The 25,734-nt window shown below is 64.8% G+C and carries 25 protein-coding genes and 4 tRNA genes; 6 read left to right on the top strand and 23 right to left on the bottom strand.

All coding sequences use genetic code 11. The annotated features are described in order from the left end of the window. Positions 1–152: 152 nt before the first annotated feature. The 7 genes from nusG to VVR41_RS02360 all read right to left on the bottom strand — a co-directional run bounded on the left by nusG (position 153) and on the right by VVR41_RS02360 (position 3,417). The gene (gene nusG / locus VVR41_RS02390; RefSeq protein ID WP_368523451.1) at positions 153–1,142 is read right to left on the bottom strand and encodes a transcription termination/antitermination protein NusG; all 990 of its coding nucleotides are present in this window, start codon (positions 1,140–1,142) and stop codon (positions 153–155) included. A 138-nt stretch (positions 1,143–1,280) separates the two neighbouring features. Then, positions 1,281–1,610 (bottom strand): preprotein translocase subunit SecE, encoded by a 330-nt coding sequence (secE, locus tag VVR41_RS02385; RefSeq protein ID WP_368523450.1) that lies wholly within the window; start codon positions 1,608–1,610, stop codon positions 1,281–1,283. A gap of 22 nt (positions 1,611–1,632) precedes the next feature. Next, a tRNA-Trp gene (locus VVR41_RS02380) sits at positions 1,633–1,708 on the bottom strand. A gap of 67 nt (positions 1,709–1,775) precedes the next feature. Then, positions 1,776–1,847: transfer RNA gene (locus VVR41_RS02375), tRNA-Met, on the bottom strand. A gap of 35 nt (positions 1,848–1,882) precedes the next feature. Then, positions 1,883–1,955, bottom strand: a tRNA-Thr gene (locus VVR41_RS02370). Positions 1,956–2,245: 290 nt separating this feature from the next. After that, a tRNA-Tyr gene (locus VVR41_RS02365) sits at positions 2,246–2,327 on the bottom strand. A 73-nt stretch (positions 2,328–2,400) separates the two neighbouring features. Next, complete coding sequence (locus VVR41_RS02360) at positions 2,401–3,417, bottom strand: polyprenyl synthetase family protein (RefSeq protein WP_368523449.1); 1,017 nt, start codon at positions 3,415–3,417, stop codon at positions 2,401–2,403. Between the two features lie 152 nt (positions 3,418–3,569). Here VVR41_RS02360 and VVR41_RS02355 point away from each other — a divergent pair, with 152 nt between their 5' ends. Then, the gene (locus tag VVR41_RS02355) at positions 3,570–4,808 is read left to right on the top strand and encodes a geranylgeranyl reductase family protein (RefSeq protein ID WP_321103948.1); all 1,239 of its coding nucleotides are present in this window, start codon (positions 3,570–3,572) and stop codon (positions 4,806–4,808) included. Between the two features lie 45 nt (positions 4,809–4,853). On the opposite strand, the gene VVR41_RS02350 is transcribed toward VVR41_RS02355, so the two are convergent. The 12 genes from VVR41_RS02350 to VVR41_RS02295 all read right to left on the bottom strand — a co-directional run bounded on the left by VVR41_RS02350 (position 4,854) and on the right by VVR41_RS02295 (position 18,456). Then, complete coding sequence (locus VVR41_RS02350) at positions 4,854–7,700, bottom strand: DNA methyltransferase (RefSeq protein WP_409338262.1); 2,847 nt, start codon at positions 7,698–7,700, stop codon at positions 4,854–4,856. Positions 7,701–7,944: 244 nt separating this feature from the next. Then, on the bottom strand, positions 7,945–8,385 hold the full coding sequence (locus tag VVR41_RS02345) for a helix-turn-helix domain-containing protein (protein ID WP_368523447.1): 441 nt from the start codon (positions 8,383–8,385) through the stop codon (positions 7,945–7,947). Between the two features lie 128 nt (positions 8,386–8,513). After that, entirely contained in the window at positions 8,514–9,203 is a 690-nt protein-coding gene (locus VVR41_RS02340; protein WP_368523446.1) for a demethylmenaquinone methyltransferase, read from the bottom strand. Between the two features lie 54 nt (positions 9,204–9,257). Next, positions 9,258–10,484, bottom strand: a complete 1,227-nt coding sequence (locus VVR41_RS02335) for a glycosyltransferase family 4 protein (RefSeq protein WP_368523445.1) — start codon at positions 10,482–10,484, stop codon at positions 9,258–9,260. 67 nt (positions 10,485–10,551) lie between these two features. After that, positions 10,552–10,956 carry a DUF3592 domain-containing protein gene (locus VVR41_RS02330; RefSeq protein WP_368523512.1) on the bottom strand — a complete coding sequence of 135 codons (405 nt, stop codon included), beginning with the start codon at positions 10,954–10,956 and terminating at the stop codon, positions 10,552–10,554. 40 nt (positions 10,957–10,996) lie between these two features. Beyond that, entirely contained in the window at positions 10,997–12,625 is a 1,629-nt protein-coding gene (gene menD / locus VVR41_RS02325; RefSeq protein WP_368523444.1) for a 2-succinyl-5-enolpyruvyl-6-hydroxy-3-cyclohexene-1-carboxylic-acid synthase, read from the bottom strand. Positions 12,626–12,633: 8 nt separating this feature from the next. After that, positions 12,634–13,212: a hypothetical protein gene (locus tag VVR41_RS02320; RefSeq protein ID WP_368523443.1), complete on the bottom strand. Its 579-nt coding sequence runs from the start codon at positions 13,210–13,212 to the stop codon at positions 12,634–12,636. A 118-nt stretch (positions 13,213–13,330) separates the two neighbouring features. Beyond that, positions 13,331–14,911: an SLC13 family permease gene (locus tag VVR41_RS02315; RefSeq protein ID WP_409338260.1), complete on the bottom strand. Its 1,581-nt coding sequence runs from the start codon at positions 14,909–14,911 to the stop codon at positions 13,331–13,333. A gap of 78 nt (positions 14,912–14,989) precedes the next feature. Further along, the gene (locus tag VVR41_RS02310; RefSeq protein ID WP_368523442.1) at positions 14,990–15,970 is read right to left on the bottom strand and encodes an o-succinylbenzoate synthase; all 981 of its coding nucleotides are present in this window, start codon (positions 15,968–15,970) and stop codon (positions 14,990–14,992) included. Positions 15,971–15,979: 9 nt separating this feature from the next. Continuing rightward, positions 15,980–16,252, bottom strand: a complete 273-nt coding sequence (locus VVR41_RS02305) for a FeoC-like transcriptional regulator (RefSeq protein WP_368523441.1) — start codon at positions 16,250–16,252, stop codon at positions 15,980–15,982. Beyond that, positions 16,253–18,202, bottom strand: a complete 1,950-nt coding sequence (gene feoB / locus VVR41_RS02300) for a ferrous iron transport protein B (RefSeq protein ID WP_368523440.1) — start codon at positions 18,200–18,202, stop codon at positions 16,253–16,255. Further along, positions 18,202–18,456: a ferrous iron transport protein A gene (locus tag VVR41_RS02295; RefSeq protein WP_368523439.1), complete on the bottom strand. Its 255-nt coding sequence runs from the start codon at positions 18,454–18,456 to the stop codon at positions 18,202–18,204. Before VVR41_RS02295 ends, feoB begins: the two co-directional genes overlap by 1 nt. 98 nt (positions 18,457–18,554) lie before the next feature. On the opposite strand from VVR41_RS02295, the gene VVR41_RS02290 reads away from it, so the two are divergent. From VVR41_RS02290 to menE, 3 genes are all read left to right on the top strand, one after another. Further along, positions 18,555–19,481, top strand: a complete 927-nt coding sequence (locus VVR41_RS02290) for a 1,4-dihydroxy-2-naphthoyl-CoA synthase (protein WP_368523438.1) — start codon at positions 18,555–18,557, stop codon at positions 19,479–19,481. 82 nt (positions 19,482–19,563) lie between these two features. Next, positions 19,564–20,769, top strand: coding sequence for an ATP-binding protein (locus tag VVR41_RS02285; protein ID WP_368523437.1), 1,206 nt, complete (start codon positions 19,564–19,566; stop codon positions 20,767–20,769). A gap of 113 nt (positions 20,770–20,882) precedes the next feature. Continuing rightward, complete coding sequence (menE, locus tag VVR41_RS02280; protein WP_409338261.1) at positions 20,883–21,959, top strand: o-succinylbenzoate--CoA ligase; 1,077 nt, start codon at positions 20,883–20,885, stop codon at positions 21,957–21,959. Between the two features lie 29 nt (positions 21,960–21,988). On the opposite strand, the gene VVR41_RS02275 is transcribed toward menE, so the two are convergent. Continuing rightward, positions 21,989–22,846 (bottom strand): glycosyltransferase, encoded by an 858-nt coding sequence (locus tag VVR41_RS02275; protein ID WP_368523435.1) that lies wholly within the window; start codon positions 22,844–22,846, stop codon positions 21,989–21,991. Between the two features lie 60 nt (positions 22,847–22,906). On the opposite strand from VVR41_RS02275, the gene VVR41_RS02270 reads away from it, so the two are divergent. Further along, positions 22,907–23,815 carry a 1,4-dihydroxy-2-naphthoate polyprenyltransferase gene (locus VVR41_RS02270; protein WP_368523434.1) on the top strand — a complete coding sequence of 303 codons (909 nt, stop codon included), beginning with the start codon at positions 22,907–22,909 and terminating at the stop codon, positions 23,813–23,815. On the opposite strand, the gene VVR41_RS02265 is transcribed toward VVR41_RS02270, so the two are convergent. Continuing rightward, a complete protein-coding gene (locus VVR41_RS02265) occupies positions 23,812–24,138 on the bottom strand; it encodes a DUF4229 domain-containing protein (RefSeq protein ID WP_321101138.1) in 327 nt (108 codons plus the stop codon). The two genes, VVR41_RS02270 and VVR41_RS02265, sit on opposite strands and share 4 nt — an antisense overlap. 55 nt (positions 24,139–24,193) lie before the next feature. On the opposite strand from VVR41_RS02265, the gene VVR41_RS02260 reads away from it, so the two are divergent. Continuing rightward, a complete protein-coding gene (locus tag VVR41_RS02260; RefSeq protein WP_321101137.1) occupies positions 24,194–24,466 on the top strand; it encodes a hypothetical protein in 273 nt (90 codons plus the stop codon). Positions 24,467–24,472: 6 nt separating this feature from the next. On the opposite strand, the gene VVR41_RS02255 is transcribed toward VVR41_RS02260, so the two are convergent. Together VVR41_RS02255 and galE are read right to left on the bottom strand one after the other, a co-directional pair. Next, positions 24,473–24,727 carry a helix-turn-helix transcriptional regulator gene (locus VVR41_RS02255; RefSeq protein WP_321101145.1) on the bottom strand — a complete coding sequence of 85 codons (255 nt, stop codon included), beginning with the start codon at positions 24,725–24,727 and terminating at the stop codon, positions 24,473–24,475. Next, positions 24,727–25,728, bottom strand: coding sequence for a UDP-glucose 4-epimerase GalE (gene galE, locus VVR41_RS02250; RefSeq protein ID WP_368523433.1), 1,002 nt, complete (start codon positions 25,726–25,728; stop codon positions 24,727–24,729). Before galE ends, VVR41_RS02255 begins: the two co-directional genes overlap by 1 nt. Positions 25,729–25,734: the final 6 nt, after the last annotated feature.

Genomic DNA, 25,734 nt, shown 5'->3' with positions numbered 1-25,734 from the left:
CCGGGAGCTTCCGGATGCCCGCCGCGGCAGCGTGTACGGAGCTGCGGTCAGGGCCACCGGGGATGAACATAGGGGCGCATTAAAAAACGCCGCGTGCGCTTGAATGCACACGCGACGTTTCACTTTAGGCCGTCGGCCTGGGCAGAAGCAAACTACATGATGCGTTCGATCTGGTCTGCCGTGAGCTCGACCGGGGTCTCGCGGCCGAAGATGGACACGAGTGCCTGGATCTTGCCGGTCTCCGGGTCGATCTCGTTGATCGTCGCGGAGACGGATGCCAGCGCACCGGAGAGGATCGTGACGGCCTCGCCGACCTGGTAGTCGTGGGCGGCGGCAGCGGCGGCCGCCTTCTCCTCCGGCATCGCAATGACAGTCTCACCCTCGGCGTTGGCGGTGGCCTTCGCGGCCTGGCCGTCGGCCGGAGCCTCCTTCGGCATGAGGAACTTCGCCACGTCGCGGTGCTTGACCGGAGTCGCGTTGCCCTCGTTGCCGACAAAGGAGGTCACACCGGGGGTTTCGCGAACGACGGACCATGCGGCGTCGTTCATGTCCATGCGCACCAGGACGTAACCCGGCAGCAGCTTGCGCTTGACCAGCTTGCGCTTGCCGTCCTTGAGCTCGATGGCCTGCTCGATGGGCACGACAACGTCGTAGATGGAGTCCTCAACCTCGAGCGTCTGGATACGCATGTCGAGGTTGGTCTTCACCTTGTTCTCGTAGCCCGAGTAGGACTGGATAATGTACCAGTCGCCCGGCAGCTTCTTCAGCTCGCGGGTGTACTCGCGCAGGCGACGCTTGTAATCGGCGTCCGCGGTGTCCTCCGAGTCGCCGCCGAGAGCGTTCTCCACAGCGGCGAGGTCGCCCTCCTGCACCGTCTCCTCCTCGACTTCGAGGGGAACGGACTCGCCGACAACCTCTTCCTCGGCGGCCACAGCCTGCTCAGCCTGCTCGACCTCTTTAGCCTGCTCGGTGGCGTCAGCTCTGTCGGAGTCCTCGTCGGTCTCGGACTCCTCCTCGGAAGCTGCCTGCTCGGCCTGCTCGGCTTCCTTGGCCTCCGGATCGGTCGACGGCTGCACCGGGGCGCCCTCGTCAACCATCTCGGTCTCGTTGTTCTCGACCTTCTGGGAGGTGTCTTCAGCCATGGTTATCTCCTCAACCTCTGCGGGGATTCGTTGATGATTTTGCCCCAGCCTACCTTCCGCAGGAAAGCAGCGGGACAATAAATTATCCCGCCTTCCCCGTGGTCGGGGCGGCGGGATGCTCGTGCGTGAAGATTATAACTAGCGAACGAAGATTTGTTCAAACACCCAGCGGGCGCCCCAGTCCACGCTCCACACAAGCGCGGTGAGGATAATAAGGAAGCAGAACACGATGAGCGTGTAGTTGACCATCTGGCGGCCGGTCGGCCAGATGACCTTGCGCATCTCGGTTGCAACCTCACCGGGGAATGCGGCAACGCCGCCACCGGGAGTCGTATCGTCCTCGGGGTCCTTGCGGACGGGACGCTTTTCCTCGTACGAGGCCGAGGTGACCTGAGAGGGGGAAGAGGTTCCGCGCAGCTGACGCTTGCCGGTCGGCTGAGCCGGGCCCTGAGCATTCGGATTCGTCACAGCTCTCCTCTACTAAACAATCTGGCAGGGGCGACAGGACTCGAACCTGCAACCTACGGTTTTGGAGACCGTTGCGCTACCAATTGTGCCACGCCCCTTGGGTACTACTAACAACGTAGTACGCCTACCCTACCACTGGGCGCCGGGGCGCCCTGTTGAGGTGAGTAGCGATGGAGAGAATTGAACTCTCGACACAGCGATTATGAGTCGCTTGCTCTACCACTGAGCTACACCGCCCTGCGTCCGTCGGATTGAATCGCGACAAACAACAGAGCCCCCTATCAGAATCGAACTGATGACCTTTTCCTTACCATGGAAACGCTCTGCCGACTGAGCTAAGGGGGCACAGCCTCTATGTTGTGAGTCTTGATTCCTCTCGACCCGCTCCGTTGAAGCCTTGAAAAGACTAACTCAACGTTTTGGATTTACACAAATCGGCAGGATAGGGCGCATTTTCGCGGTCTTTTTACGTGTTTATCTCCGCCCCTTTTGGCACGGCCGCAAGCACCTCAAAAGCACCCCACCGCAACCGCGCCCAGCGGGGGGCTCCAGCACCCCAGTACTCCTACCCTGCACTCCGCGCCCGGAAACGACGAAACCCGCCACCGTGATGGTGGCGGGTTTCGCGTGTTCTGTGCCAGGTAGAAGATTCGAACTTCTGAAGGCAATGCCGGCGGATTTACAGTCCGCTCCCTTTGGCCGCTCGGGCAACCTGGCAACGCGCTTGGCGCGCTGACTACCTTACATCACCTGCTGCCGTAAGCAACAAATCGGCAGCTCAGGGAGCGCTTTAACCGACCCGGCTGATCGTGTAGCTCGACAGCTCGCGCAGCGCGCGGTTCGCAGCACCCTCGGGCAGGTGGTCGAGGTGGTCGTCAATCTCGGCGAGGTAGCGGTGGACGTCATCAAGCGCGCGCTCGCGCCCGTTGGTGTTCCGGATGAGCTCAAGCGCCCGCGCCACGTCCTCGTCGCGCGTGAGCGGGCCAGTGAGCAGTGCCCGAAGTTCCTCGCCCGCCGGCGAGTCCTCGTGCATGGCGTAGAGGGTGGGCAGGGTGAACACGCCCTCGCGCAGGTCGGTGCCGGGGACCTTTCCGGATTCGGAGGAGGTGGAGAAGATGTCGATGATGTCGTCGACGATCTGGAAAACCATGCCGATCGCCGCACCGAGCTTTTCGCAGCGCTCGACCGCGTCCGGGGACGCACCCGAGTGCAGCGAACCGAGGTAGGCCGCGGACGCGATGAGCACGCCAGTCTTTTCCTCGATGACCTTGAGATAGTGCTCGATGGGGTTGGCTTCGCCCGCGCCGACCGTTTCGCGCATTTGCCCGGTGACGAGCACCCCGAAAGTGTCCGCGAAGTGGCGTACGGTGTCGGTGTCGATCTCGCTCATCAGACGCGAGGCGTGGGCGAAAAGGATGTCACCGGCGAGGATGGCCACGGTGTTGTTCCACCGGTGGTTCGCCGATTCGACACCGCGCCGCTTCGCCGCCTCATCCATGACGTCGTCGTGGTAGAGGGTGGCCAGGTGCACCATCTCGGTGATCGCCGCGCCCTTCACCACGTTCTCCGCGCCCGGGTTCGCTCCGAACTCGCTGCACAGCAGTGCCACGAGCGGGCGGAAACGCTTCCCGCCGGCGCGCACAAGGTGGGTGACCTTGTCGGCGACGAAGTCTTCGCCGGTGCTGAGCCGGTCGTACAACAGGTCCTCGACCTGTGCCATGCCTGCGGCGATCCGGGCGTTGAGGGCGGCGTCGCCAAGCTCCATTGTGAAGTCCCGGGGCGTTGACGGGGAGATGCCGTTGGTCATCAATGACGTCCTTGCAGGTCGATTAGCCACCCCGTGACGACGCACATCGCCCCGGGCGGTCGAATGTCGCACTCAACCGTAGTCCACCCGGGCGCGGCAGTGCACTTGCGGGTCGCCGGACACGCCACCACGCTGTGCCACAATAGGTCACCGTGAACAGCAGTTGGGATGTCCTCATCGTGGGTGCCGGCCCCTCCGGCTCAGCGGCAGCCGTCGCCGCCCAGCAGGCGGGGTTGAGCTGTTTGCTTATCGACGCCCAACCGGCCCACCGCGACAAAACATGCGGCGACGGGCTCACCCCGCGCGCCGTCAAGACGCTGCGCGACATGGGTCTCGAGCACATCCTGCCCGCCTACCGCAACCGCGGGCTCAAGCTTCACGGCTTCGGCGGTGCGGTGACCGCGCCGTGGCCCGACGGGCATTACGGCACGCAGGGTTCCGCCAGCCCACGCGCAACCTTCGACGCCGCACTGGTGGAGCAGGCCCGGCGCGCAGGCGCGACCGTGTGGCACGACTGCGCCGCCACCGGGGTCGAGCTCTCATCGCAGGGCATCACGGCCGTCTCCACAACCCGCGGCGATGTCTCAGCGCGGTGGGTGATCGTCGCCGACGGTGTGCGTTCTCCTCTAGGCAAGATGCTGGGAAGGACGTGGCACCGCGGCGAGGTGTTCGGGATCGCGGCGCGCTCGTACTGCGCGACCCCGCTCGCGGGCGAGGAGTGGATGCACTCGCACCTCGAACTTCGCGACGACTCCGGCACCATCCAGCCCGGCTACGGCTGGATCTTCCCGCTCGGCGCCGACGCCGGCGCGGTCAACCTCGGGTGCGGCGCGCTGTCCACGGACACCCGACCCGCGAAGGTGAACACCAAGCAGCTACTCAGGCACTACGCCGCGCAACAGCGCGAGGCGTGGCAGCTCGGCCCGGCCGAAAACGTCACGAGCGCTCTGCTGCCCATGGGTGGCGCTGTCTCCAACGTCGCCGGTCCTAACTGGGCTCTGATCGGCGACGCCGCCGCCTGTGTCAACCCGCTCAACGGTGAGGGCATCGACTACGGGCTCGAGACCGCCGTCATGGCGATCAGCCTCATCACGTCGGCACCCGGGCGCTCTCTCGATCTCACACTCGCGTGGCCGGACGCTCTACGCGCTGCCTACGGGGAGTCGTTCCGCCTGGCACGCACGGCCGCGCGCCTGCTCACCTACCCGCAGTTCCTCCCGCTAGCCGGTCCCGTCGCCCTGCGCGGTCCGGTGGGCAAGCGGCTCATGCCAGCTGCGGCACGCCTGATGGGCAACCTCACCACCGAGGAAGACCGCGACCTCGTCGCGCGGGCGTGGCGGGCAGCAGGCAGGGCCGTTCCCCGCACCGGGGCCCTGTGGGACGTGCGCTAGTGGGCTGAGCGCGGGTCGCGGATTCGCCCTAGCTCCGTGGCTGACCTACGCCATTTTGGCGTAGTTGGCGAACAAGACCTCCTGCCGCTGCCTCTCAGTAGTGAGTTTGCGTGGTGCCCCCATTGCTTTGTCAACTTCCTTGTCCAACGCGTCGTGTGCTTTGAGCAATGCTGGATCCATCGCGAGCGGGTTGTAGTGGTCGGCGAGCGAACGCTCCGGATGGAGTTCACGTGCAGCCAGAACCTGTTTTCCAGCGTCGATGATTCGCAGGCGGGTCTGCTCGTCCAGCTCCGGAACTGGGAACGTGTTCCACGTCAGGGTATTGGCGAAATTCAGATCGGATTTGAGCCTTCCTCCTACCGCACGTTGCCAGGTTATGAACATGGAAGATGAAATCAAACCGAACAGGAGGCCATCAGAGTCGGTGGCGGTGTAAAGCTTGCTTCCAGCGATAACTCCAGGTTCGAGTCGAGCGACGGTGTAATACAGCCTTGTTTCGGAAACTACCGCCGGGATACCCACGTAAGGGCTGGAGGGTTGGCGGTTCTCCTGAAAAAGGTACGGGGTTAGAGCCGATTGTTGCGTGGCCAATTTCTTGCTGGCCTGGCGCATGGCTTTTACGGCCTCAACCCGCCCTCTCAAAACCGGGGATTTGCCCAAGTCTGAGGGGTCAAACGAATCCGCCATCCACAAACACCATCTGTCTAACCCACGCACAAGCTCTTTCCCCATACGGAACGGGCGGAGATACTTCGCTGCTATAGGGTCAGCTGCAACCTCGTCGTATTCTTCCACCTCAACAATCAGATTGCCGCCATCAGTGGGCTGAGACCCTCGCACGACAGGGGGAAGGACCGGGGAGAGCGGTTTCGACCGCTTCTTAACCAGCAAGTTCGGACCATCAATTAGGTACCCATTGATCTCTTGTCCCACAGTGAGCTCTATTGGATCGCCTTTAACATCAGAGTAATCCCACAGGCGCTGTCTCACACCACGGTCGCGGGTAAACCCGACGATGACGCAGTGGACAGCCGCTTTGCCTGGAGCTTCCGAATCCCAGGCGAAGGTGCGGTGCGCAAATTTGATCCGCCACCCTTCTCGGGTCAATGGGCCGAATAGCGCAGGTACTGGTTGACCCTGGGTAATTGAGTTGGTTGTCACGTAGGCAAACTCGCCGCGACGCTCGGCCAGGAGGTGCATGGCTTGGGCATGCCAGCCGGTCACGTAGTCCAGGTAGCCGTCATAGTCTTTGCCCCAGACTCTCCGCATGTCCTCCCGTTGCTCGTCAGTCTTTGTGTACTGGCCAATAAATGGAGGGTTTCCGAACACGTAAGTCTGCCCCGTCGCAACGGGCAGAATGTCCTTCCAGTCCACGGACAAGGCATTGGCATGGGTGATATGAGCGGTAATCGAGATTGGAAGTCGTTCTGGTGCCAGCCCCACCCGGTCAGCCAGCTCGCGATTGGCTTGATGATCCACAAGGAACATGGCTGTCTCCGCGATTTTTGCGGGCCACCAGTTCAACTCAATGCCGTAAAGCTGTCCGATGGACAACCTTTGTTCCCAAGTGATGTCCAACGCCATGCCGGTGTTGCCTTCACGCTCACGAATAGCAACGATCACGTCGGTTTCAATCTTGCGCAGCTCGCGGTAAGCAACGATGAGGAAGTTTCCACTGCCGCAAGCCGGATCCATAAACACGTGTGTGGCAAGGCTGTCGCGAAACGCACGCAAATTGTCTAATTGCTTCTTCACACTGCCGGTTGCGGTGCTGATCAAACGATCAGCTTCGGCGCGCATCTCGTCAAGGAAGAGTGGCTCGAGAGTCTTGAGAATGTTTTTCTCGCTGGTGTAGTGCTCCCCATCGTCGCGGCGGGCTTCTTTGGACTTGACCAGCTGGAAAAGGCTTCCAAAGATCGCGGGGGAAATGTTGGTCCAGTGGAACCGGCACGCCTGCAGGAGTGCCTCACGCATCTCGGGGCTGAAAAACGTGGTGATGCGCTGTTCACCGTCGCGCTGGAACAGGGAGCCGTTGACGTAGGGGAATGCCGCCATGGAATCCGGTACACGGCGACGCTTGCTCTCTGGCATGTTGAGCACGTCAAATAGGGCATCCAGTTGGCTGCCGAGGTTTTCACTCGTGGTGTGCTCTCGGATGAAGCGGTAGAACAAATCTTGTTCCCAAAGACCGGCATCGTCGCCGAAGAGGAGGAACAGCAGGCGGGTGAGGAAGACTGAGGTGCGTTGAACGTCTTCGTCTTCGTCTTCTGGGTTGGTGGGGGCATCGTCAGAGACGGCTTCGTCGACATCGCTGCCGGCCATTGCAGTAAACAGTCGCGCCATAATCTTAGAGGCTTTGATCGAGGCGGCTTCTTCTTCCTCGCGCGTGGTGGTCTCGTCGTAACCAGCCAGAAACATCAGCGCGTCAACATGATCGGTGACCTCACCCAGTTGGAAGGTGATGTCAAAGCGCTTTTCGGGTGCGCCGAGGCGAATCAAGCGGAAGGATTCGAAATCGGAGGCGAGGATGTATCGCGGTTGCTCAGTGTCGGTGACGCTGCCGCCCTGTAGGTAGTCGCGGGCCTGATCGACCGCGAGCTGGAGATCGACTCCAGGGGACTTGGCTTCACCGATGACAACGGAGGGCCAAAACAGGTCGATGTAACCGGTGTTGCCCGTAGAGCCACGACGTGCGTCTTGCTCGAACAAGTCCATGCGGGTAGCGGTGACCCCGAAGCAGGCGAGGAACTCTGCCCAGAAGGACTGTGCGTACTTCTTCTCGATGGCTCCTTGGGAGGCGTCGTGCCAGGAGTCGAGTCGTTCACGCCAGTGGAGTTTGAAGCTGTCAAGTTTGTGCCGCACTTCTGAACGGTCAAGGCGGAGCGCTGTCAACGAAGTCACCCACTCAGACTATCGTTTGCGTCCCTTAGCGCGGTGTATCTGTGGCCTGCGGTTACCCCTAAAACGGTCCGCACAAGAACGTCTAACCCAACGCTGACCACGAACTAGAGCTTGACCACTCGTGATCAAGACAGAGATCGCGCCGCAGGCGGTAGCCGCGGCGCGGATGTGAGAACCACCTACACCTTGCTGCAAAAATGGTCGCATCGACACAGACCCGCTGCCGCAGGAAAACCTATTCCCCGAAATCCCATTCTTTGTCGAGCTCGCGAAGCTGGGCAAATGCCTCGCGCCTTTCAACCTCGCGTTGCTTCTTGAACCTCATCACCTCGTGTCTATAAAACCGAGTATGGGAACCCACTCTGAAGCTAGGAAGCTTTCCTTGCTCCACCCACTTCATCAAAGTGGGCCGCGAAACCTCGAGAAGCTCGGCGGCGACAGTACTGGTCAGCTCGTCGGGGATTCGGGAGATGGTGGTCGTTTCTCCCTTCGAAAGCGACGTTAAGGCCTGCAGCAGGACCTTCTCGACAGCGGGAGGGAGAACCACTTCCTCCCCGTCTGCCATTTTGAGGGAGAGGGAAACGTTGCTCTGCCCTCCAGACAGGACACGGTGTGCTTCGAGCACGGTGTCGCTGTCAAGCAAGATCTGGGTGGTCTTTTTCCCAACTGCTGGCATGTTCATTCTCCTCGATCCGATAGCGACCACCCTAGCCCGGTTACAGATATAACTGCAACCGTTTCGAAGGGTGAGAAGCTAAGCGCGAGTTGCTGTCGGCCGAGCCGCCAACAAGAGAAATCAGCGCTCTAAGACGCCTTGACCGCGCTGTGTAGCGCGACGATGCCGAGCGAGAGGTTCTGCCACCCGGCGTCCTGCCAACCGTTGCGGTTGATCGCAGCGGCGAGCTCGTCCTGGTGCGGCCACGCGCGGATCGACTCCGCCAGGTACTCGTAGGCCTCCGGGTTGGAGGAGAACACCTTCGCCAAACGCGGCAGAGCGTAGGGCAGGTAGTTCTTGTACACGCCGCGAAACACCGGGATGACAGGCGTGGAGAACTCGTTGACGAGCAGTCGCCCGCCGGGTTTGGTCACCCGAGCCATCTCGCGCAGGCCGACCTCGAAGTCGTAGACGTTGCGCAAACCGTAGGAGATGGTCACGGCGTCGAACGTCTCGTCGGCAAACGGCAAGTGCATCGCGTCGCCGACAACCTTGGGCACATCCCTGTCGCGCCCGGCAGCCAGCATGCCCTGGGAGAAGTCGCAGGCAACAACCCACGCGCCCGACTTGGTCAGCTCAATGGTGGACACCGCAGTGCCGGCAGCCAAGTCCAACGCCTTTTCGCCGGGGGTGAGCCCCAGGCGCTCGCGAGCGCGACGGCGCCAGTACTTGTCCAGACCGAAGGACAAGATGGTGTTGGTGATGTCGTACTTCTTGCCCACCGCGTCGAACATCCCCGCGACGTCGAAGGGCTTTTTATCCAGGTCTGCCTTGGCCATGAGTGCCTAGCCTACAGGTCGCTGCCGCACTGACCCACTGCCCCACTGGCCTGCTCAGGCGCTGCGCGACGCGCGTGGCAGCGCTCCCCGGGCACGCCCGGCGGTTTTCTGCACCCAGGCGGGCACCGCGAAGCGGCGGCCGAGGATGGTTACCGAGCCGCGGTCGTAGTTGCGGATCGCCACGTCGTAGTAGTCGAGCAGCTGTGCGCACAGGGCGGGCCAGGTTTTGTCCGCGACGGATTCTCGGGCGTTGCGGCACAGCTCGTCATGGCGGACGTCGTCAAGCAGGTAGCCCACGGCGTCGGGAAGTTGCTGCGTGAACCTGTCGACGTCGAGAAGCAGCCCGTTGTAGCCCTCTTGGATGAGGTCAATCGGGCCTCCGGCTCGCGGCCCGATGGTGGGCACCCCGCTGGCCTGGGCCTCCTGGATGGCCTGGCAGAAGGTTTCGAACTCGCCGGTGTGGACAAACAGGTCCAGGCTGGCGTAGGCGCGGGCGAGCTGGGTGCCGCCGAGCGCGCCGGTGAACACGGCGATGGGCATGAGTTCCTGGAGTACCGGGCGCTCCGGGCCGTCGCCGACGATGACCAGCTGAATGTTCGGGTCAGAGGCGAGTACTGCGAGACGGTGCACGCCCTTTTCCGCGGCGAGGCGTCCGACGAAGCCGACGATCTTCTTCCGGCCGGTCGGGTCCCACTGGCAGCGCAGCATCTCCGAGCGCTTGGCCGGGTCGAACAGCTCGGTGTCGACGCCGCGGCCCCAGTGGTGGACGTTGTGAATGCCGTGCGACTCAAGCTCGCGGATCGTCTCCGACGACGGGGCGAGGGTCAGTTCGCAATGGTTGTGGATAGTGCGGGCCCACTCCCACGCCATGTGGGACAACACGGAGAGCTGGTACTGGGTGGCGAAACCCGCCACGTCTGTCTGGTAGAGCGCGACCGCGGGCACACCCATCTGCAGCGCCGCGAACGCGCCCGCTCCCCCAAGCACAAAGGGGCTGGCCAAGTGGACGACGTCGGGGTTGAAGTCCGCCAACGCGCTGATCACCACGCCGGTGGGCACACCGATGGGCAGCGAATCAATCAGCGGAACCATCACCGTGGGCACGCGGACGATCTCGAAACCGAGATACTCCGGGATCTCCTCCTGGAAGTCCCGGGCGCCGGGGGCGACCACGATGGCCTCGTGGCCCTCGGCATGGAGGTGCTCCAGTACACGGAGTACCGAGTTCGTTACTCCGTTGACGTTGGGGAGGAAGGATTCGGCAACGATGGCGACACGCATGTTCGTAACCTCTCACACCAGCTCAAATGAGGAATGCATGGAACGGAAAATCTGGGTGAATTCTCTTTTACGCTACAGCAACTTTGCCACCGCGATCGCGAGCCGGCCGGGAGCGGCTCACAGCGAACAAGGCAGCTCCGGCAACCACGGTGGACACGGCTGCGACGGACAGCGCCGGCACGATCGCGAGGGCCCAGCCGCGCCCCTCCACCTTCACCAGGTCGGGGTCGGACTTCGCGTAGGTCACCCACACGCGCTGGCCCACCGCCAGGCCTGTGGGATAGAGCAGCCCGTAGCGCGGCGAGTGGTACAAACCCGTCTCATCCTGGTAGTCGACCGAGGTGCGAACCGGGCTCACGTCCGTGACCGTGGCAAGGCCGCGCCCCGGGTCGGACATGATGCGGGCGTCATTGATCGCAGGGCCCGCCACCATCGCCACCGCCCCCAGCATGGCGCAGACGTAGAGGAACATGATCGCCTGCACGACGCGGCGCTTCGACACCACAGTCGCGCTACTTCTTCAGCCGCTGCGCCAGCTCGCGCCGGGTGGCGCGGGTGGTGCGGGCCTCGATGACGGTGACGGGCTCGGGGTTCGCGGTGGTCTCGACGAGCAGCTCCTGCAACTCGGTCAGCGTCTCCGCGCGGTGGTAGGCCACGTCGTGGGCACCCGCAAGCTTTTCGACGTCCACCCCATGCGGCGTGCCAAACGCCCGCTCAAAGTCCCCGCGCACGCTGTCGGCCCCGACCTCGAGGGTTTCGAAGATACCGCCGCCGTCATCGTTGGCCACGACGATCGTGAGGTTGCCCGGGCGACGCTCGCCAGGGCCGATGAGCAGGCCGTTGATGTCGTGCAGGAACGTCAGGTCCCCGAGCAACGCCACGGTGCGGGGTGCGCGAATCTCGTCCGGGTGCAGCGCCTGCACCGCGAGCGCGACGCCGACCGCCTGCGAGACGGTGCCGTCGATTCCTGCCGCGCCGCGGGCGCTGTAGGTGGCCACCCCGTCGAAAGGCAGGCCGGCGTAGCTCGCGTCGCGCACCGGGTTCGACGCCCCCAGCACGAGAGTGTCGCCCACCCCAAGCGTGTCCGCCACCGCGGCCGCGACGTGGAGCCCGGTGAAACCGAACGCGGCGTCAGCGAGCGCGTCGCGCACCGTTTGGGCGCCGACCTCGCCGGCGGCCTCGCAGATCTTCAGCCACGAATCGCGCGGCTGGCCGGTGGCGTTGACCCGCGATCCGGTGCGCGTGGGGTGACCGGTGAAGGTCTCGGTGCGGCTGAGGCCGATGACCTCGATGTCCGGATCCGCCAGCAGCGACATCACCTCGCGGTGCAGGGTGGGGTGCCCCACCACGATGATCTGCTCCGGCTTGGTGGAGGCGGAGAAATCCCCGCCGTCGTGGCTGATGGCCACCTCGCTCTGTACGAAGAAACGCGCGGCCAGGGGGTGCACCTGGTGGAACGGGGTGGGAGCGGTCGGCTCGGCGATCGTGGGCACGTACTCCAGCCCGGGCACGTCCCAGGCTTCGTCACCGGCGATGACGAGGGTGTCGCGCTCCAGGTCGACGTCGACGCTGCCGTGGTCGACCCACGCCGGCGCGGTGTCGAGGCGTCCCGGCCCGACAGGTGCCCGTCCCGCCTGGCCCGCTCTGCGGGGCAGTTCATCAGGCACGAGCGGAGTGTCGAGCGCGACGTTGATGTGGACCTGGTCCGCGGCGAAGCTTAAGGCATCCACGTCTGCAATGCTCTCCACGTGCTGTGTGGTGCAGTAACGACCGAAAAGTCCCTGCTGCCAGATGGTCTGCGACGCCCCGGTGCCGAGCATTCGGGAGGGCCGGTCGGCACTGACTACGGCGATAGGGGTGTGCGACATGTGCGCCTCCACCATGGCCGGCATCGTGTTGGCCACCGCGGTTCCAGAGGTCATCACCACCGCGACGTGGCGGCGCTGCACCCGCGCCAGGCCGAGGGCGGTAAACGCTGCGGAGCGTTCGTCGATGCGCACGTGCACGCGCAGGTCCTCGCGCGCCAGGAGCGCGTACGCCAGCGGGGAGTTGCGCGAGCCCGGACACAGCACGACGTCGGTGACGTTTCGCGCGAGCACATCCGCGATTGCTGTTGCGATATCGAAGGAAGAATCTGTCATGGCCACCCTCACTGTCCGCCCTGGAGCAGATCGCCCAGGATCCCGTCGACAAAGTCGCCGATTTCACCGTCGACCGGCGGCAGCTCAGTCGGAACGGCGGTGGGAAGCTCGCTGGGCAGCACCGGTGCCGGCACCTCGCCATCGTTGCCGCGGTCGAAGGGGTTGCCCAGACGACGCTGCGTCGTCGTCTCTGTGATGGTCTGCTGCTGCGTCTGAGTCACGGTGACTGTCTCGGGCGTGCGGTTGGCCTCGTTGGCCGCACCGCGCCAAAGGAACATGAACACCACGGCGGCAATGGTGGCAAGTGCCGCGATGATGCCGAGCGCCATCGCCGCCCCGCTGGACGACCCCCGGGAGGGTTCCCTGTAGCTCGGGGCGTAGTTCTGGCCGTAGTTCTGGTCGTAGCCCTGCGCGTAGCCGGTGCCGCTGGCGGGCTGCTCCCACGCCCCCTGCGCCTGGGTGTACTGCGGCCGCTGCTGGTGGGTCGGATCCGGGAAGTACTGCCGGGGGCGCTCTCGGCGCGGCGGCTGCGCACCGGAGCCGGGCTCGAACCCGAACTGGCGGGTGTCGTCATTGTTGGAGCTCATGCAGACAGGGTAGCGCGCCGCCGCCCGGAAACCCCGCGAGCCCTCAGCCCGCTGCCGATGCGTTGGCACCGAGGGGGGCTGAGGGCTCGAGTGTTGGGTTCGGGAGCCGCGTGAGCGCCTAGAGCACGAGTCCGAAGACGGGCACTGCGATGAAGTAGGTCGCCAGCGTGATGAGCACGAGGGCGATGAGGTTGAGCCAGAAGCCACCCTTGAGCATCTCGCCCATGGTGACGTATCCGGAGGAGTACGCAATCGCGTTCGGCGGGGTTGCCACCGGGAGCATGAAGGCGCAGGTTGCGGACAGTGCGACGGGGATGGCCAGCAGCATCACGTTCATCTCGGTGGCCTCGGTCAGGCCGATGCCGACGGCGACACCGCCCATGATCGGCAGGAAGGTCGCGGCGGTCGCCGTGTTGGAGGTCAGCTCGGTCAAGCCCAGCACCAGTGCGGCTACGGCCATGATGAGCAGGAAGGTCGGCAGGGCCGACAGACCCTTGGCAGCCTCACCGATCCACAGGGACAGGCCGGTCTGGGTGAACATCGCGGACAGGGACAGGCCACCACCGAAGAGCAGGAGCACGTCCCACGGCAGCTCGTTGGCCGTCTTCCAGTCGAGGATGCGGGTGCCGTCCTTGCGCGCGGGCAGGAGGAACATCAAAAGGCCGGCGATGATGCCCACGACGGCGTCGTCGTAGGGGAAGGTCCAGCCGAAGTAGTCGTGACCGAGCGGAATAAAGATCCACGACAAGGCCGCGAGTAGGAAGATGGTGCCCACCGCGATCTGTGGGAAGGTCCAGGGGCCGAGCTGGCGGATCTCATCGCGAATGAGCTCGCGTCCACCCGGGATCTCGTCGACCTCGGGCGGGAACACGGTGACCAGCACGAGCCACGCGATGAAGGTGAACAGCACGGCGACGGGCATGCCCACGAGCATCCACTCGCCGAAGCCGATGGTGATGCCGTGGGCCTCACGCATGTAGCCGGCGAGCAGGGCGTTCGGCGGGGTTCCGATCAAGGTGCCGAGCGAACCGATCGAGGCGGCGTAGGCGATGGCAAGCATGAGCGCGGTGGCGAACTTCTTCTGCTTCTCCATACCGCCGACGGTGTCGGCGGTGAGCTTGAGCACCGACACACCGATCGGGAGCATGACCACTGCGGTCGCGGTGTTCGACACCCACATGGACATAAATCCGGTGGCGATCATGAAACCGAGGATGATGCGCTTCGGGCTGGTTCCCACGAGGCTGACCACCATGAGCGCGAGGCGACGGTGCAGGTTCCACCGCTGCAGACCAAGTGCCATGAGGAATCCACCCATGAACAAGAAGATGGTGGAGGACGCGTACGGGCCGGCCACGGCGCTAAACGGCGCGACTGCCGCCAGCGGGAAGAGCGCGATGGGGATGAGCGCGGTGGCCGCGAGCGGGATCGCCTCGGTCATCCACCACACCGCCATGAGGACGGTGGCCGCTGCGACGATGCGCATCGTATCGGCGTCGTAGATCGTATCCGGCTTCGCGCCGGAGGAGTTGGCTACGGTGTCACCGGCCCCTGCGGGGAAGATGAAGTAGACGAGCAGAGCCAGGAGGATGCCGGCGACGATGCCGATTGCTTGGCGGCGCCACTCCTTCGGTTCCGGGGCTGTGGCAAGGTCGCCCTCAGAGAGGCGACCTGATGGGTGAGTCACGGGGGTTGACACGATGATTCCTTACTCAAAACGGTCAGGGGGGGCTAAGCATCTTATTTTATGTGACCGCACCCACACCACAAAACGACCCTAGCCCTGTTCCGTGCTCGCAGCAGCCCCATCTCGCTGGAGGTAGGGGTAGCACGCGCGCACTCGCTCGAACCACCACTGGCGGCACTGCTCCGAGGCACGCAGGCCGTGGAGTCGCTCGGGGTCCGGAATCGTGCGTGTGATTTCGAGGCACCCTTCACGCAACTCACGCGGGGTGGCCACGTCCTCGATGAAGAGCCGTTGGGTAGCCAGCCCCGCCGCCCGTGACCCCGTCAGCTTCGCCGCGACCAGCCCAGCGTCGATGCCCACCGCAGTGTCGAGGGCGCTGGCCACCGTGAGCGACAGGCCGAGCTTCTCCCCCATCGCCACCAGCGCGCGCACCCCGCCCAGAGGGGCAGGCTTGACGACGCCCACATCCGCCGCGTCAGCCTCCACCACGCGGTACGGGTCGGCAGCGCGCCGGATGGATTCATCCGCCGCGATCGGCGTGGTGGTGCACCGCCGCACCTGCGCGAGTTCTTCGACGGTGGCGCAGGGCTGCTCGATGTACTCCAGCTCCCCCAGAGCGTTTGCGGCGGCCACGGCCTGTTCGACAGTCCAGCCCCGGTTGGCGTCCACACGCAGGGTGGCGTCCGGGCGCGCGTGGCGGACGGCGGTGACGCGGGCGATGTCGTCGTCAAGCGTCTGCCCCTTCTCCGCCACCTTGATCTTGAAGGTGCCCACCCCCGGGTAGCGCTCGAGCACCTCAGGGATCTGAGCTGCGGGTACTGCGGGAACCGTCCCGTTGACGTCCACCCAGCCGTGTGCCTCGGGCAGGCCGACGAAAGCTGCCTCAATCCCCGCGGCGAGCCAGGTAGCGGACTCTTCGGTGCCGTACTCGACGAAGGGTGAGAACTCACCCCAGCCTGCAGGGCCGTGGATGAGCAACGCCTCGCGCGTGGTGATGCCGCGAAACGTCACCGCCATGGGAAGCGCGACTACGTGGGCGCGGTCGAGAATGTCGTCGAGGGCTGGGATCATGCCTCAAGGCTAGTTGCGAGACCGTCGGAGCCCCGGCTGCGTGCCGAGCACCAGCGCCACCGGCCCCTGCTGGATCGAGCACACCCCGTTGGAGGGGCAGGCGCCGCAGCCCCCAGCGGCGCATGAGGCGTTGAGCCCTTCGCGGCGCAGCTGGCCCATCGCCTCGAGGCGTTCGATGACGGCGTCGACAGTTGAGCGATTCAGACCAGTGCGCTGCGCGATGACTCCGCGGCCTGCGGCACCGGCGCGGATCTCATTCATGACGGCGGACATGGGACCCATCTACAGCACCACCTTGAGCACCTGGAACGTGGCGACGGCTAGTACCCAGGCCACGCTGAGCTGCAGGGCAACGCCGAACAGCGTCCACTTCATGCCGATCTCGCGGCGCTGCGCCGCAAGGGTGGCCACACACGGCGTGTACGACAGTAGGAAGACCATGAACGCCCACACCGCAGCAATCGCGTTGCCGCCGGATGCGCGATCGAAGTCGGCGCGGATGGATTCCGCCAGCGCGGACTTACCCTGCTCCTCCGGGGATTCCGCGGAGGGATCGTGCAGCGAGTACGTCTGCGCCCAGCTTGAGATCACAGCTTCCTTAGCCACGAAACCGGTGACAAGCGGCCCGGTCAGCGACCACGTGCCGAAGCCTGCTGGCTCGAAGACCGGGGCCACCGCGCCGGAGACGGCGCCGAAGACCGAATCCTCGGGGGCGACCTCGCCGAAGCTCGTGCCGGTGTCAGCGATGCCCGGCGCGGGGGTGGACTGCAGCGCCCACACCACGATGACGGTGGCAACGATGATTTTGCCCGCGGTCTGAAGGAACCCGCGCAGGCGGATCCACATGACGGACAGCGCGATGCGCGGCACCGGCCACTGGTAGGCGGGCAGGTCGATGACCAGTGGATCCGAGCCCATCGAGCGCCACAGGGTGTTGCGCATGATCAACCCAGCGAGGACCACCAGCAGGATTGACACCACGTACATGGTGAACACCACCGAGCCCGCGTGCTGCGGGAAGAACGTCGCCGCGAGCATGACGTAGACCGTCAGGCGCGCGGTGCAGGAGGTAAACGGCACCAGCAGCGCCGTCATGAGGCGCTGGCGCGGATCGCCGAGGACGCGCGTGGCCGAGATCGCCGGCACGTTGCAACCGAACCCCACGATGAGCGGGATGAACGCCTTGCCCGGCAGTCCGATCGCGCGCATGACGCGGTCGGCCACAACTGCTGCGCGCGCCATGTAGCCGGAGTCCTCCAGCACCGCCAGGCACAGAAACATCAGCGCCATGAGCGGAACGAAGGTCAAGACCATGCCGACGCCGCCGATGAGTCCGTCGACGATCAGCCCGCGCAGCCAGGAGATGTCGGGAAGGACGCGCTCCGCCGCCGCGGAGACCGGGCCGGCGAAGAACGCATCCAGCCCGTCTTGCAGGGGTGCAGCAACCGTGGTGGTGATCTGGAAGACGCACCACATGGCGGCGAGGAAGACGGCGGGGCCCGCGACGGGGTGCAGCACCACGCGGTCGACTTTCTCGGTGAGGGTGGTGCGGGGTTCGTCGCGAAGCGTTGCGGCAGTCACGGCGCTGTCCACCCATGCGAAGCGGGCGTCGGCAAGCGCGAACTGATCGGTCTCGGTCACTGGGCGCAGGGTGCGCGGCTCGCGGCCCAGCTCCTCGTCCACCACCCGTGCGAGGGTGCCGAGGTGGCGTCGGCGCGGATCGACCTCAACCACGGGGATGCCGAGCTCGGACGCAAGTGCTTCCGCGTCGAGCTCGAGGCCCTGGCTGGTGGCCACGTCGGACTTGGTGAGCGCGACCACCACACGGTACGGGTGCTCCGCGGCCTGCGCCGCGAGGTAGAGCCCGCGCGCGATGTTGGATGCGTCGACCGCAACGATGATGAGGTCCGGGCGCTGATCGACGGGCCTCTCGAGCACAAGCTCGCGCGTGAGCGCCTCGTCGGGGCTGACCGGATCGAAGGAGTACGCGCCGGGGAAATCGATCACCGAGTAGTCGCGCCCGGCGCGCCACAGGCCGCGAGCGACCTCGACGGAGGTGCCAGGCCAGTTGCCCATCTTCACCCGCGCGCCGGTCAGCGCGTTAAAAAGCGTGGATTTACCGGCGTTCGGCGCGCCGATCAGCGCGATAACCGGAGAGTGCGGCGGGGCGGCGACAAGGCCGGGATCCTCGCAGCGGCACGAGGGCGCGGCAGCAAAGGTGTTGTCGCCCATCAGGCCGCGTCAACTTCGATGGAGCGCAGCGCCGGCTTGCCCAGGGCGTAGCGGGTGTTGCCCACGCGCACCACGCGGCCTCCGCCGGAGGTCTTCTGCACGACGGTCACGTGCGCACCGGGGCGCAGACCGAGCTCTCGCAGGCGGCGGGCGACGATGAGGTCTGCCGTATTGTTGCTGATCACGGCGTGCGCACCAACAGGGATGTCGAGCAGCGACAAAACCGTGGGGCAAGGGATACTGGACAAGCGCATGCCGAAATCCTATGCCTCGGCGATTGAGGTAAGCAATACCTAAGATGCCTTTTTCTTACATATGTGTTGTGAAATTGGCGACACGTAGGATGAGCTGCATGAGTTACTCCACCGAGCAGCCCTTTGACCCGTCCCAGTGGGACGTCGTCGACGGCCTTGACTTCACCGACATCACGTACCACCGCCACAATGGCGGCGGCCGCGCCAACGGTATCGCGCGCATCGCCTTTAACCGCCCCGAGGTGCGCAACGCGTTTCGCCCCCACACCGTCGACGAGCTTTACCGCGCGCTTGACGACGCCCGCCGCGACCCCACCGTGGGCACCATCCTGCTCACCGGCAACGGGCCGAGCGAAAAGGACGGCGGTTGGGCGTTCTGCTCCGGCGGTGACCAGCGCATCCGCGGCCGCTCCGGCTACCAGTACGCCACCGACTCAGGCGATGTCGACGAGGCCCGCGTCAAGGCCGAGGGCGGGCGCCTGCACATCCTCGAGGTGCAGCGCCTGATCCGCACCATGCCCAAGGTGGTCATCGCGGTGGTCAACGGCTGGGCTGCCGGCGGCGGGCACTCCCTGCACGTGGTGTGCGACCTGACCATTGCCTCGCGGCAGGAGGCGCGCTTCAAGCAGACCGACGCCGACGTCGGATCCTTCGACGCCGGCTACGGCTCCGCGTACCTGGCCAAAATGGTCGGCCAGAAATTCGCCCGCGAGATCTTCTTCCTCGGGCGTACGTACTCGGCCGAGGACATGCAGCGCATGGGGGCGGTCAACATCGTCGCCGACCACGGCGAGCTCGAACAGGAGGCCATCCAGGTCGCCCGTGAGATCAACGGCAAGTCCCCCACTGCTCAGCGCATGCTGAAGTTCGCCTTCAACCTCACCGATGACGGACTCATGGGCCAGCAGGTTTTCGCCGGCGAGGCCACCCGCCTGGCGTACATGACCGACGAGGCCGTCGAGGGCCGCGACTCCTTCCTGGAGAAGCGCGATCCTAAGTGGGACGAGTTCCCCTACTACTACTAAGGACGAACCAGGGGCCCGGGCCAGAAGATAAACAAGATAAACAAGATAGTAAGGGATACATAAGCCCGGTAGACTGCGAGTCATGCGTCCCACCAGCAACCCGTTTCGGGCCACCCTTGGATCCACTCCCCCGTACCTCGCCGGGCGCACGGCTGAAATCGAGGATTTCGCCGCTGCGCTTGACGACGGCCCGGGCACCCATGAGCGCATCTCCCTCATCACGGGACTTCGTGGTGTCGGCAAGACCGTCCTCCTCAACGCGTTCGAGGACGAGGCTAGGTCCCGGGCGTGGTGGGTTATCTCAGAGACCGCGACGGTCGGATTTTCGCAGCGCATCATTGATTCGCTTTTTCGACTCACTTCAGATGCGCTACGCACCCACAAGCGGAAGCTCACCGGGCTGAGCGTTCCAGCCATTGGCGGAGTGCAATTCACTGAGGAGGTACAGCACCAACCATCTGTGACCCTCCGCTCAGCGTTGACTGACTTCCTCTCATGGCAGGAGGAAGTGGACAACCACTTGGGTCAAGACCCCACCGGTATCCTCATTACGCTCGATGAACTTCACTACCACCGGCGTGAGGAGGTCATCGAGTTCGGCACCACCGTTCAGCACTTGGTGAGAGAAAACCGCAACATCGCCGTCGCTATGGCCGGCATCCCCCAGTCTGTCCGGCCGCTGCTCGCTAGTGCTGAAGGGGAAAACCCCGTAACCTTCCTGCGCCGAGCAAACAGAATCGATCTTGGACTCATTGGGGATGGAGATGTGCGCACCGCATTGTCCAAACCTGCAGAGTCCGCCGGTGTCTCGTGGGAACCGAAGGCGCTTGATTCAGCTGTCGCAGCATGTAGCGGATACCCCTTCATGATTCAGCTCATCGGGCAGCAGTGCTTCAAGCGGAGGGTTGGCACTACCATCACCGTGGAATCGGTCGAAGGTGGAAGCGCCGTTGCTACGCGGAAGCTTGGCCAGCTCGTTCACGAACCAGCATTGGCGGACCTGTCGGATGTTGACCGGACTTTTTTGGCCGCAATGGCTGTCGATGACGGCCCCTCAGCAATGGCGAATATCGCCCAGAGGCTCGGGGTGAATCCCCAGTACGCGGGCAACTATCGCCGCCGACTGATTGACGCAGAAATTATTGCAAGCGCGGGATACGGTTTGGTCGACTTCGAACTGCCGTATATGCGCGAGTACCTGAGAGAACATGCCGTGGTGGATGTTTTTGCCAGCGGAACAGTAGAAGATAAACAAGATAGTAAGGGATACACAAGCCCGGCTTCGTGAACCTTCCGGCCCGTGCACGCCGTTGCGACTGCCCCTGTGAACTACCCTTGAACACTGTGTCAACGAACATCCTCGAAATCCTGCCGGTAGACCCAGCGAATCCCCTGGCGATCATGCCTGATCTCGAAGAAGCGCTGACCGGGGCGCGCTCGCTGCTGCCGGTGCCTGCGAACGACCCCACCCGGGCTGCGCTGCTGCGTACCACCCAGGGCGTCGGTGAGCCTATCGACTCCGAAGTAGCACTGGTGGTTTCCACCTCTGGGTCCACGGGCATACCGAAGGGCGCCGAGCTCACCGCGGCAAACCTGATCTCTAGCGCGGACGCCACCCACCAACAGCTCGGCGGCGCGGGCCAGTGGATGATGGCCATGTCCGCCGCGTACATTGCGGGCATCCAAGTTCTGGTGCGCAGCATGGTCGCGGGCGTGGAGCCGGAGTTCGTTGATTTGACCCACGGCTTCGATGTCGCCGAGTTCGTGGCAAAAACCCATCGTCTCGCGGCTAGTGGGGAGCGCTGCTACACCTCAATGAGCCCGCTGCAGCTAACCAAGGCTATCTCCACCCTCGACGGGATCGAAGCGCTGCGCGCCTACACCGCCATCCTCGTCGGTGGCGCAGCACCCAGCCCCCGTTTGCTGGACTCCGCGGCAAAACTGCGCATCAACGTGGTGACGTCCTACGGTTGCTCTGAAACTGCCAGCGGCTGCGTGTACGACGGCCGACCCGTCCCCGGCGCGAAGATTGAGATCCGCGGCGGACGCATCCACATCGGCGGGCCGATGATCGCGCGCGGCTACCGCAACGCCCCCGACCACGAGGCATTTGCCGACACCGGATGGTTCGCCACCTCCGATGCGGGCGCGCTTGACGGCGACACCCTGGACATCCGCGGCCGACTCGACAACGTCATCATCTCCGGCGGTCTCAAGCTGCACCCGGAGGTGCTGGAGTCAACCATCCTCGGTGTCGAAGGGGTTGACGCTGCCACCGTCGTCGGCGTTCCGGACGAGCGCTTCGGCGAGCGCATCTGCGCCGCCTACACGGGTCCGGCGAGCATCACCGATATCCTCAGCGCTCTCGACGACCTGCCGCGGTGGCAGGTGCCCAAAGAGATCAAGCCGCTTGCGTCCCTGCCTCTGCTCGGCCCGGGGAAGGTCAATCGCCCCGCCGTGCGCGATCTTTTCCTCTAGCTTTACCCCAGGCGCGGTTGATGGCCCCGTCAGGCGTGGACGCTGGCGTTGAGTGCGCGCTCGTCGGCAGCGGTGTACGTGTTCGCAATCTGGAGGTCGTTGCCGCCGCGTAGGTTGGCGCGCACCAATGCCACGGACTGGGAGCCCGGCACGAGCGAGAACTCGCGCGGGTGCGGGAACACCTGGCGCACCGGGTGGCCTGAGCGAAGCGCACAGGCGTTGAGCCAGACGTCGTCAGCTTGGGGGGCGTGCTCGAGAAACGACGTGCCCTCCGCGGCGACGTAATCCACCATCGACGCCGGGTACGCCACGCCCGAAACCCCCGTGGCGAAGTGGCGGTGGGAGGGTTCGGTGTCGCGCACGGTCTTCCACTGCCGGTACGGGGCGATGCGGCCGCGAACCATCGTGATCTCGTGTGCGCGGTAAGCCACGACGCACCCGGGATCCGCCTGCGCAGAGTTGAGCAGCTTCTCCAAAAACCAGCGCGGGTAGATCATGTCGTCGTCGACGGTGACCACGCGCGTGCCGGTTCCCGCGAAGCGCTGGAACGTGCCGTAGTACTTCGTGTGCGGGCCGTACGCACCGTCCGAACAATGCACCTGCAGACCGCGCTCCACCAGCGCGTTTAGGCCCTTCGGCCAGGCGGAGTCGTAGTCCGCCACGTCCAGCCAGAGGTGCACCGGAACCCGTTGCGTGCCCACGAGCAGCGAGGAGATCGCCACCACGGCGGAGGTGATCCTTTTTCCATGGGTCGTTAAAGAAATCACCGTCTCACCCGTGGCGGGAAAGAAGTTCTGAGACTGGCGCGCGGCAACCCGAAGGCGGGGGGCACGGACAAACGCCCCCACAGAACCCAGCACCTGGCGCGCTGCGTAGTCGACCCACATGCCGGACAACTTTAGCGGGGCAACTCGCCCGGGTGGGTATTTGCGGGCATGATAGTGCGCATGACCGACGCTTCCCCCGCAACGTTGCGCGACTGGTTCCAGGCCTCCCGCCCCCACACCTGGCCCAACGCGATCGCCCCTGTTTTCGCTGGTACAGGAGCCGCGGCGTTCTACGGCGGGGCGCACCTCGGCCGCGCCTTCCTGGCTTTGGTTGTCGCGTGGGCGCTGATTGTCGGCGTCAACTTCGCCAACGACTATTCCGACGGGATCCGTGGCACGGACGACGAGCGCACCGGCCCGACCCGCCTGACCGCCTCGCGCCTGGCCGCGCCTGAGCACGTCAAGGCGGCTGCGTTCATTGCCTTTGCCGTGGCAGCCCTGTTCGGAATCATCCTGTCCGTCATCGCGGGCGCGTGGTGGCTCGTGCTCGTCGGCGCGCTGTGTATCGCCGCGGCCTGGTTCTACACCGGCGGGAAGAATCCTTACGGTTACTCCGGGCTCGGCGAGGTCGCGGTTTTCGTCTTTTTCGGGCTGGTTGCCGTGCTGGGCACCGAGTTCACCCAGTCCGGCTACGCCACCACCGTCGGCCTCCTGTGCGCCATCGCCATCGGCGCCATCTCGGCATCAGTGAACCTGGCCAACAACATCCGCGACATCCCGACGGACACCCAAGCGGGCAAGCGCACCCTGGCTGTCAGGCTGGGCGACACCCGCGCACGCCGCCTCTTTACGGCGCTCACGCTCACCCCGTTCGCGGTGTCGCTGATTCTGGGAGTTATCTACCTGCCCGCGCTGTTCGGACTCGCGGCACTGCCGCTGGCTGTCGCCTCGATCCTCAAGGTGCTGCGCGGCGCCGCCGGGGCCGACCTCATCCCCGTGTTGGGCATCAACGGCCGGGCAATGCTGGCATGGTCGCTGGTGACCGCCATGGTCCTGGCGTGGGGATTCTCCGACCTGGTGACCTTTTAGCGCTCGGCGAGCTCGCCCTGGATCCAGGCCTTGCGGGCGTCTCGCTGCTCTTTCCACTGCGCGATCGCAGCGTTAGCTTCGAGCCGCTGGCGGGTAAACAGGAACATCGACAGGGGGAACGCGACGAGAAGCGCGAGGAGCGCGGACATGATCAGCGGAACCGGGGCCCCAATGAGGATCGCAAGAGCCTGGATCACCACCGTCAGCGCAATAAACAGGAGCAAGCGGTAAAGGCCGTAGAGTGCGACGGCCTTGTTCGCGCGGGCACGCACGCCCGGGTCAACATCTGGGGCAGATGGGCTGGGGGTTTGCTGCTGATTCACAGTTGTCCACCCTACTCACGCAACGTGGCGGGCCCTAAACAGTATGTTGGGTTTCATGGGAAGAATTCTGCTGCTCGCGTTGGTAATCCTGGCTGTCTACTTGATGTGGCGCGCATTCGGCCCGGGGAGCTCCAAACGCCTCAACCAGTCGAAGAACGCCGCCGCCGATCCGCCCGCGATCAAGGGCCCGGATGACGACGAAGACTTCCTGTGGAACATTGAGAAGCAGCGCTTCAAGGAGCGCCGAGCCCGCGAAGAGGCGGAGCGCCGCGCGAAGGAAGAAGAGGAGCGGCGCAGGCGCCGCAGTGGGGACGACCCTGCGAGCTAACCGGCGCTAGCCGCGGCTAGTGAATGAGACGGTCAACCCGAGCGCGGTGGCAACGGCGACGACCTTTTCCCAGCGCACACCGGCGCCGCCGTGTTCGATGGTGTGCAGCGTCGAGCGCGACACGCCAGCTGCCTCGGCGACTTCCTGTTGGAGGCGCCCGGCCTCGCGGCGCGTGCGCGCCACCTCCTCCCCAAGCGCAATGAGGATCGGGTCCTCGCTAGCGGGCTTGCCCGCCTTATTGCGCGGCCCGGACGCGGCCATTACGCCCCGGCCTTGAGCTCGTTCTCCCGCTCGAGAACTGCGGGCAGGCGCTGTGCCCAGTCGAGGGCGTGGCGGACACCCTCGGCGATACTGAACTCGGGTTCCCACCCGAGCACCTTGCGCGCCTTATCGATGCGCGCCGCCGAGCCCGCGACGTCCCCGTCGCGGCGCGGTGCTCCCGCGACGTCGAGCGGCGTCCCCGTTGCCTCACTGACCGCCTCCGTCAGTTCAAAAACGGTGGTGCCAGTGCCGGTTCCGAGGTTGATGACTTCGTAGTCAGCAAGATCGGCCTGGAGCGCTGCCACGTGGGCGCGGGCGAGGTCCCAGACGTGGATGTAATCACGTAATCCGGAGCCGTCGCGCGTGGGCCAGTCAGTGCCGGTGACGGTGAACGTCTCGCCGGCGCGGTGGGCGGTGATCATCTTGCCTAGGGCGTGGCTCGGGGCCGGGTTCTGCAGGCCCGAGCGCATCTGCGGGTCGGCACCGATCGGGTTGAAGTAGCGCAGTGCGATGGCGCGGATTCGGCCGGCCGCGACGGCGTCGGCAAGCACCCGCTCGAGCATCCACTTCGACGCCGCGTACGGGCTCCCCGGGTTGAGCACGCTGTCCTCGTCCACCATGAAGTCGGGGTCCGGCTCGTACATCGCCGCCGTCGAGCTCAGCAGGAATGTGCGGATACCGCGGGCGGAGAGCGTCTCGAGCAGCGTTATGGCCTTGCCCACGTTGGTGTCGTAGTACTCCAGCGGCTTTTCTACGGACTCCGGGACCACGATCTTGGCCGCGCAGTGCACCACCGCGTCGATGTCGGGGTGCTCATCGACGATGCGGTTGACCAACTCCACGTCGGCGATGTCGCCCTCGTAGTGGTCGAAGCGCTCCGCGAAGACTCGCAGGCCCGTTGAGTAGTCGTCCAGGATGACCGGGGTGATACCTGCGTCCGCGCAGCACGAGGCCACAGTCGAACCGATAAAACCCGCACCACCAGTGATAAGCACCTTCATGAGCTA

This window comes from Corynebacterium sp. LK2510 (assembly GCF_040946405.1).
GTDB lineage: Bacteria > Actinomycetota > Actinomycetes > Mycobacteriales > Mycobacteriaceae > Corynebacterium.
The sequence above is the reverse complement of the archived record's forward strand: the minus strand, read 5'-3'. Positions and strand labels throughout refer to the sequence as shown.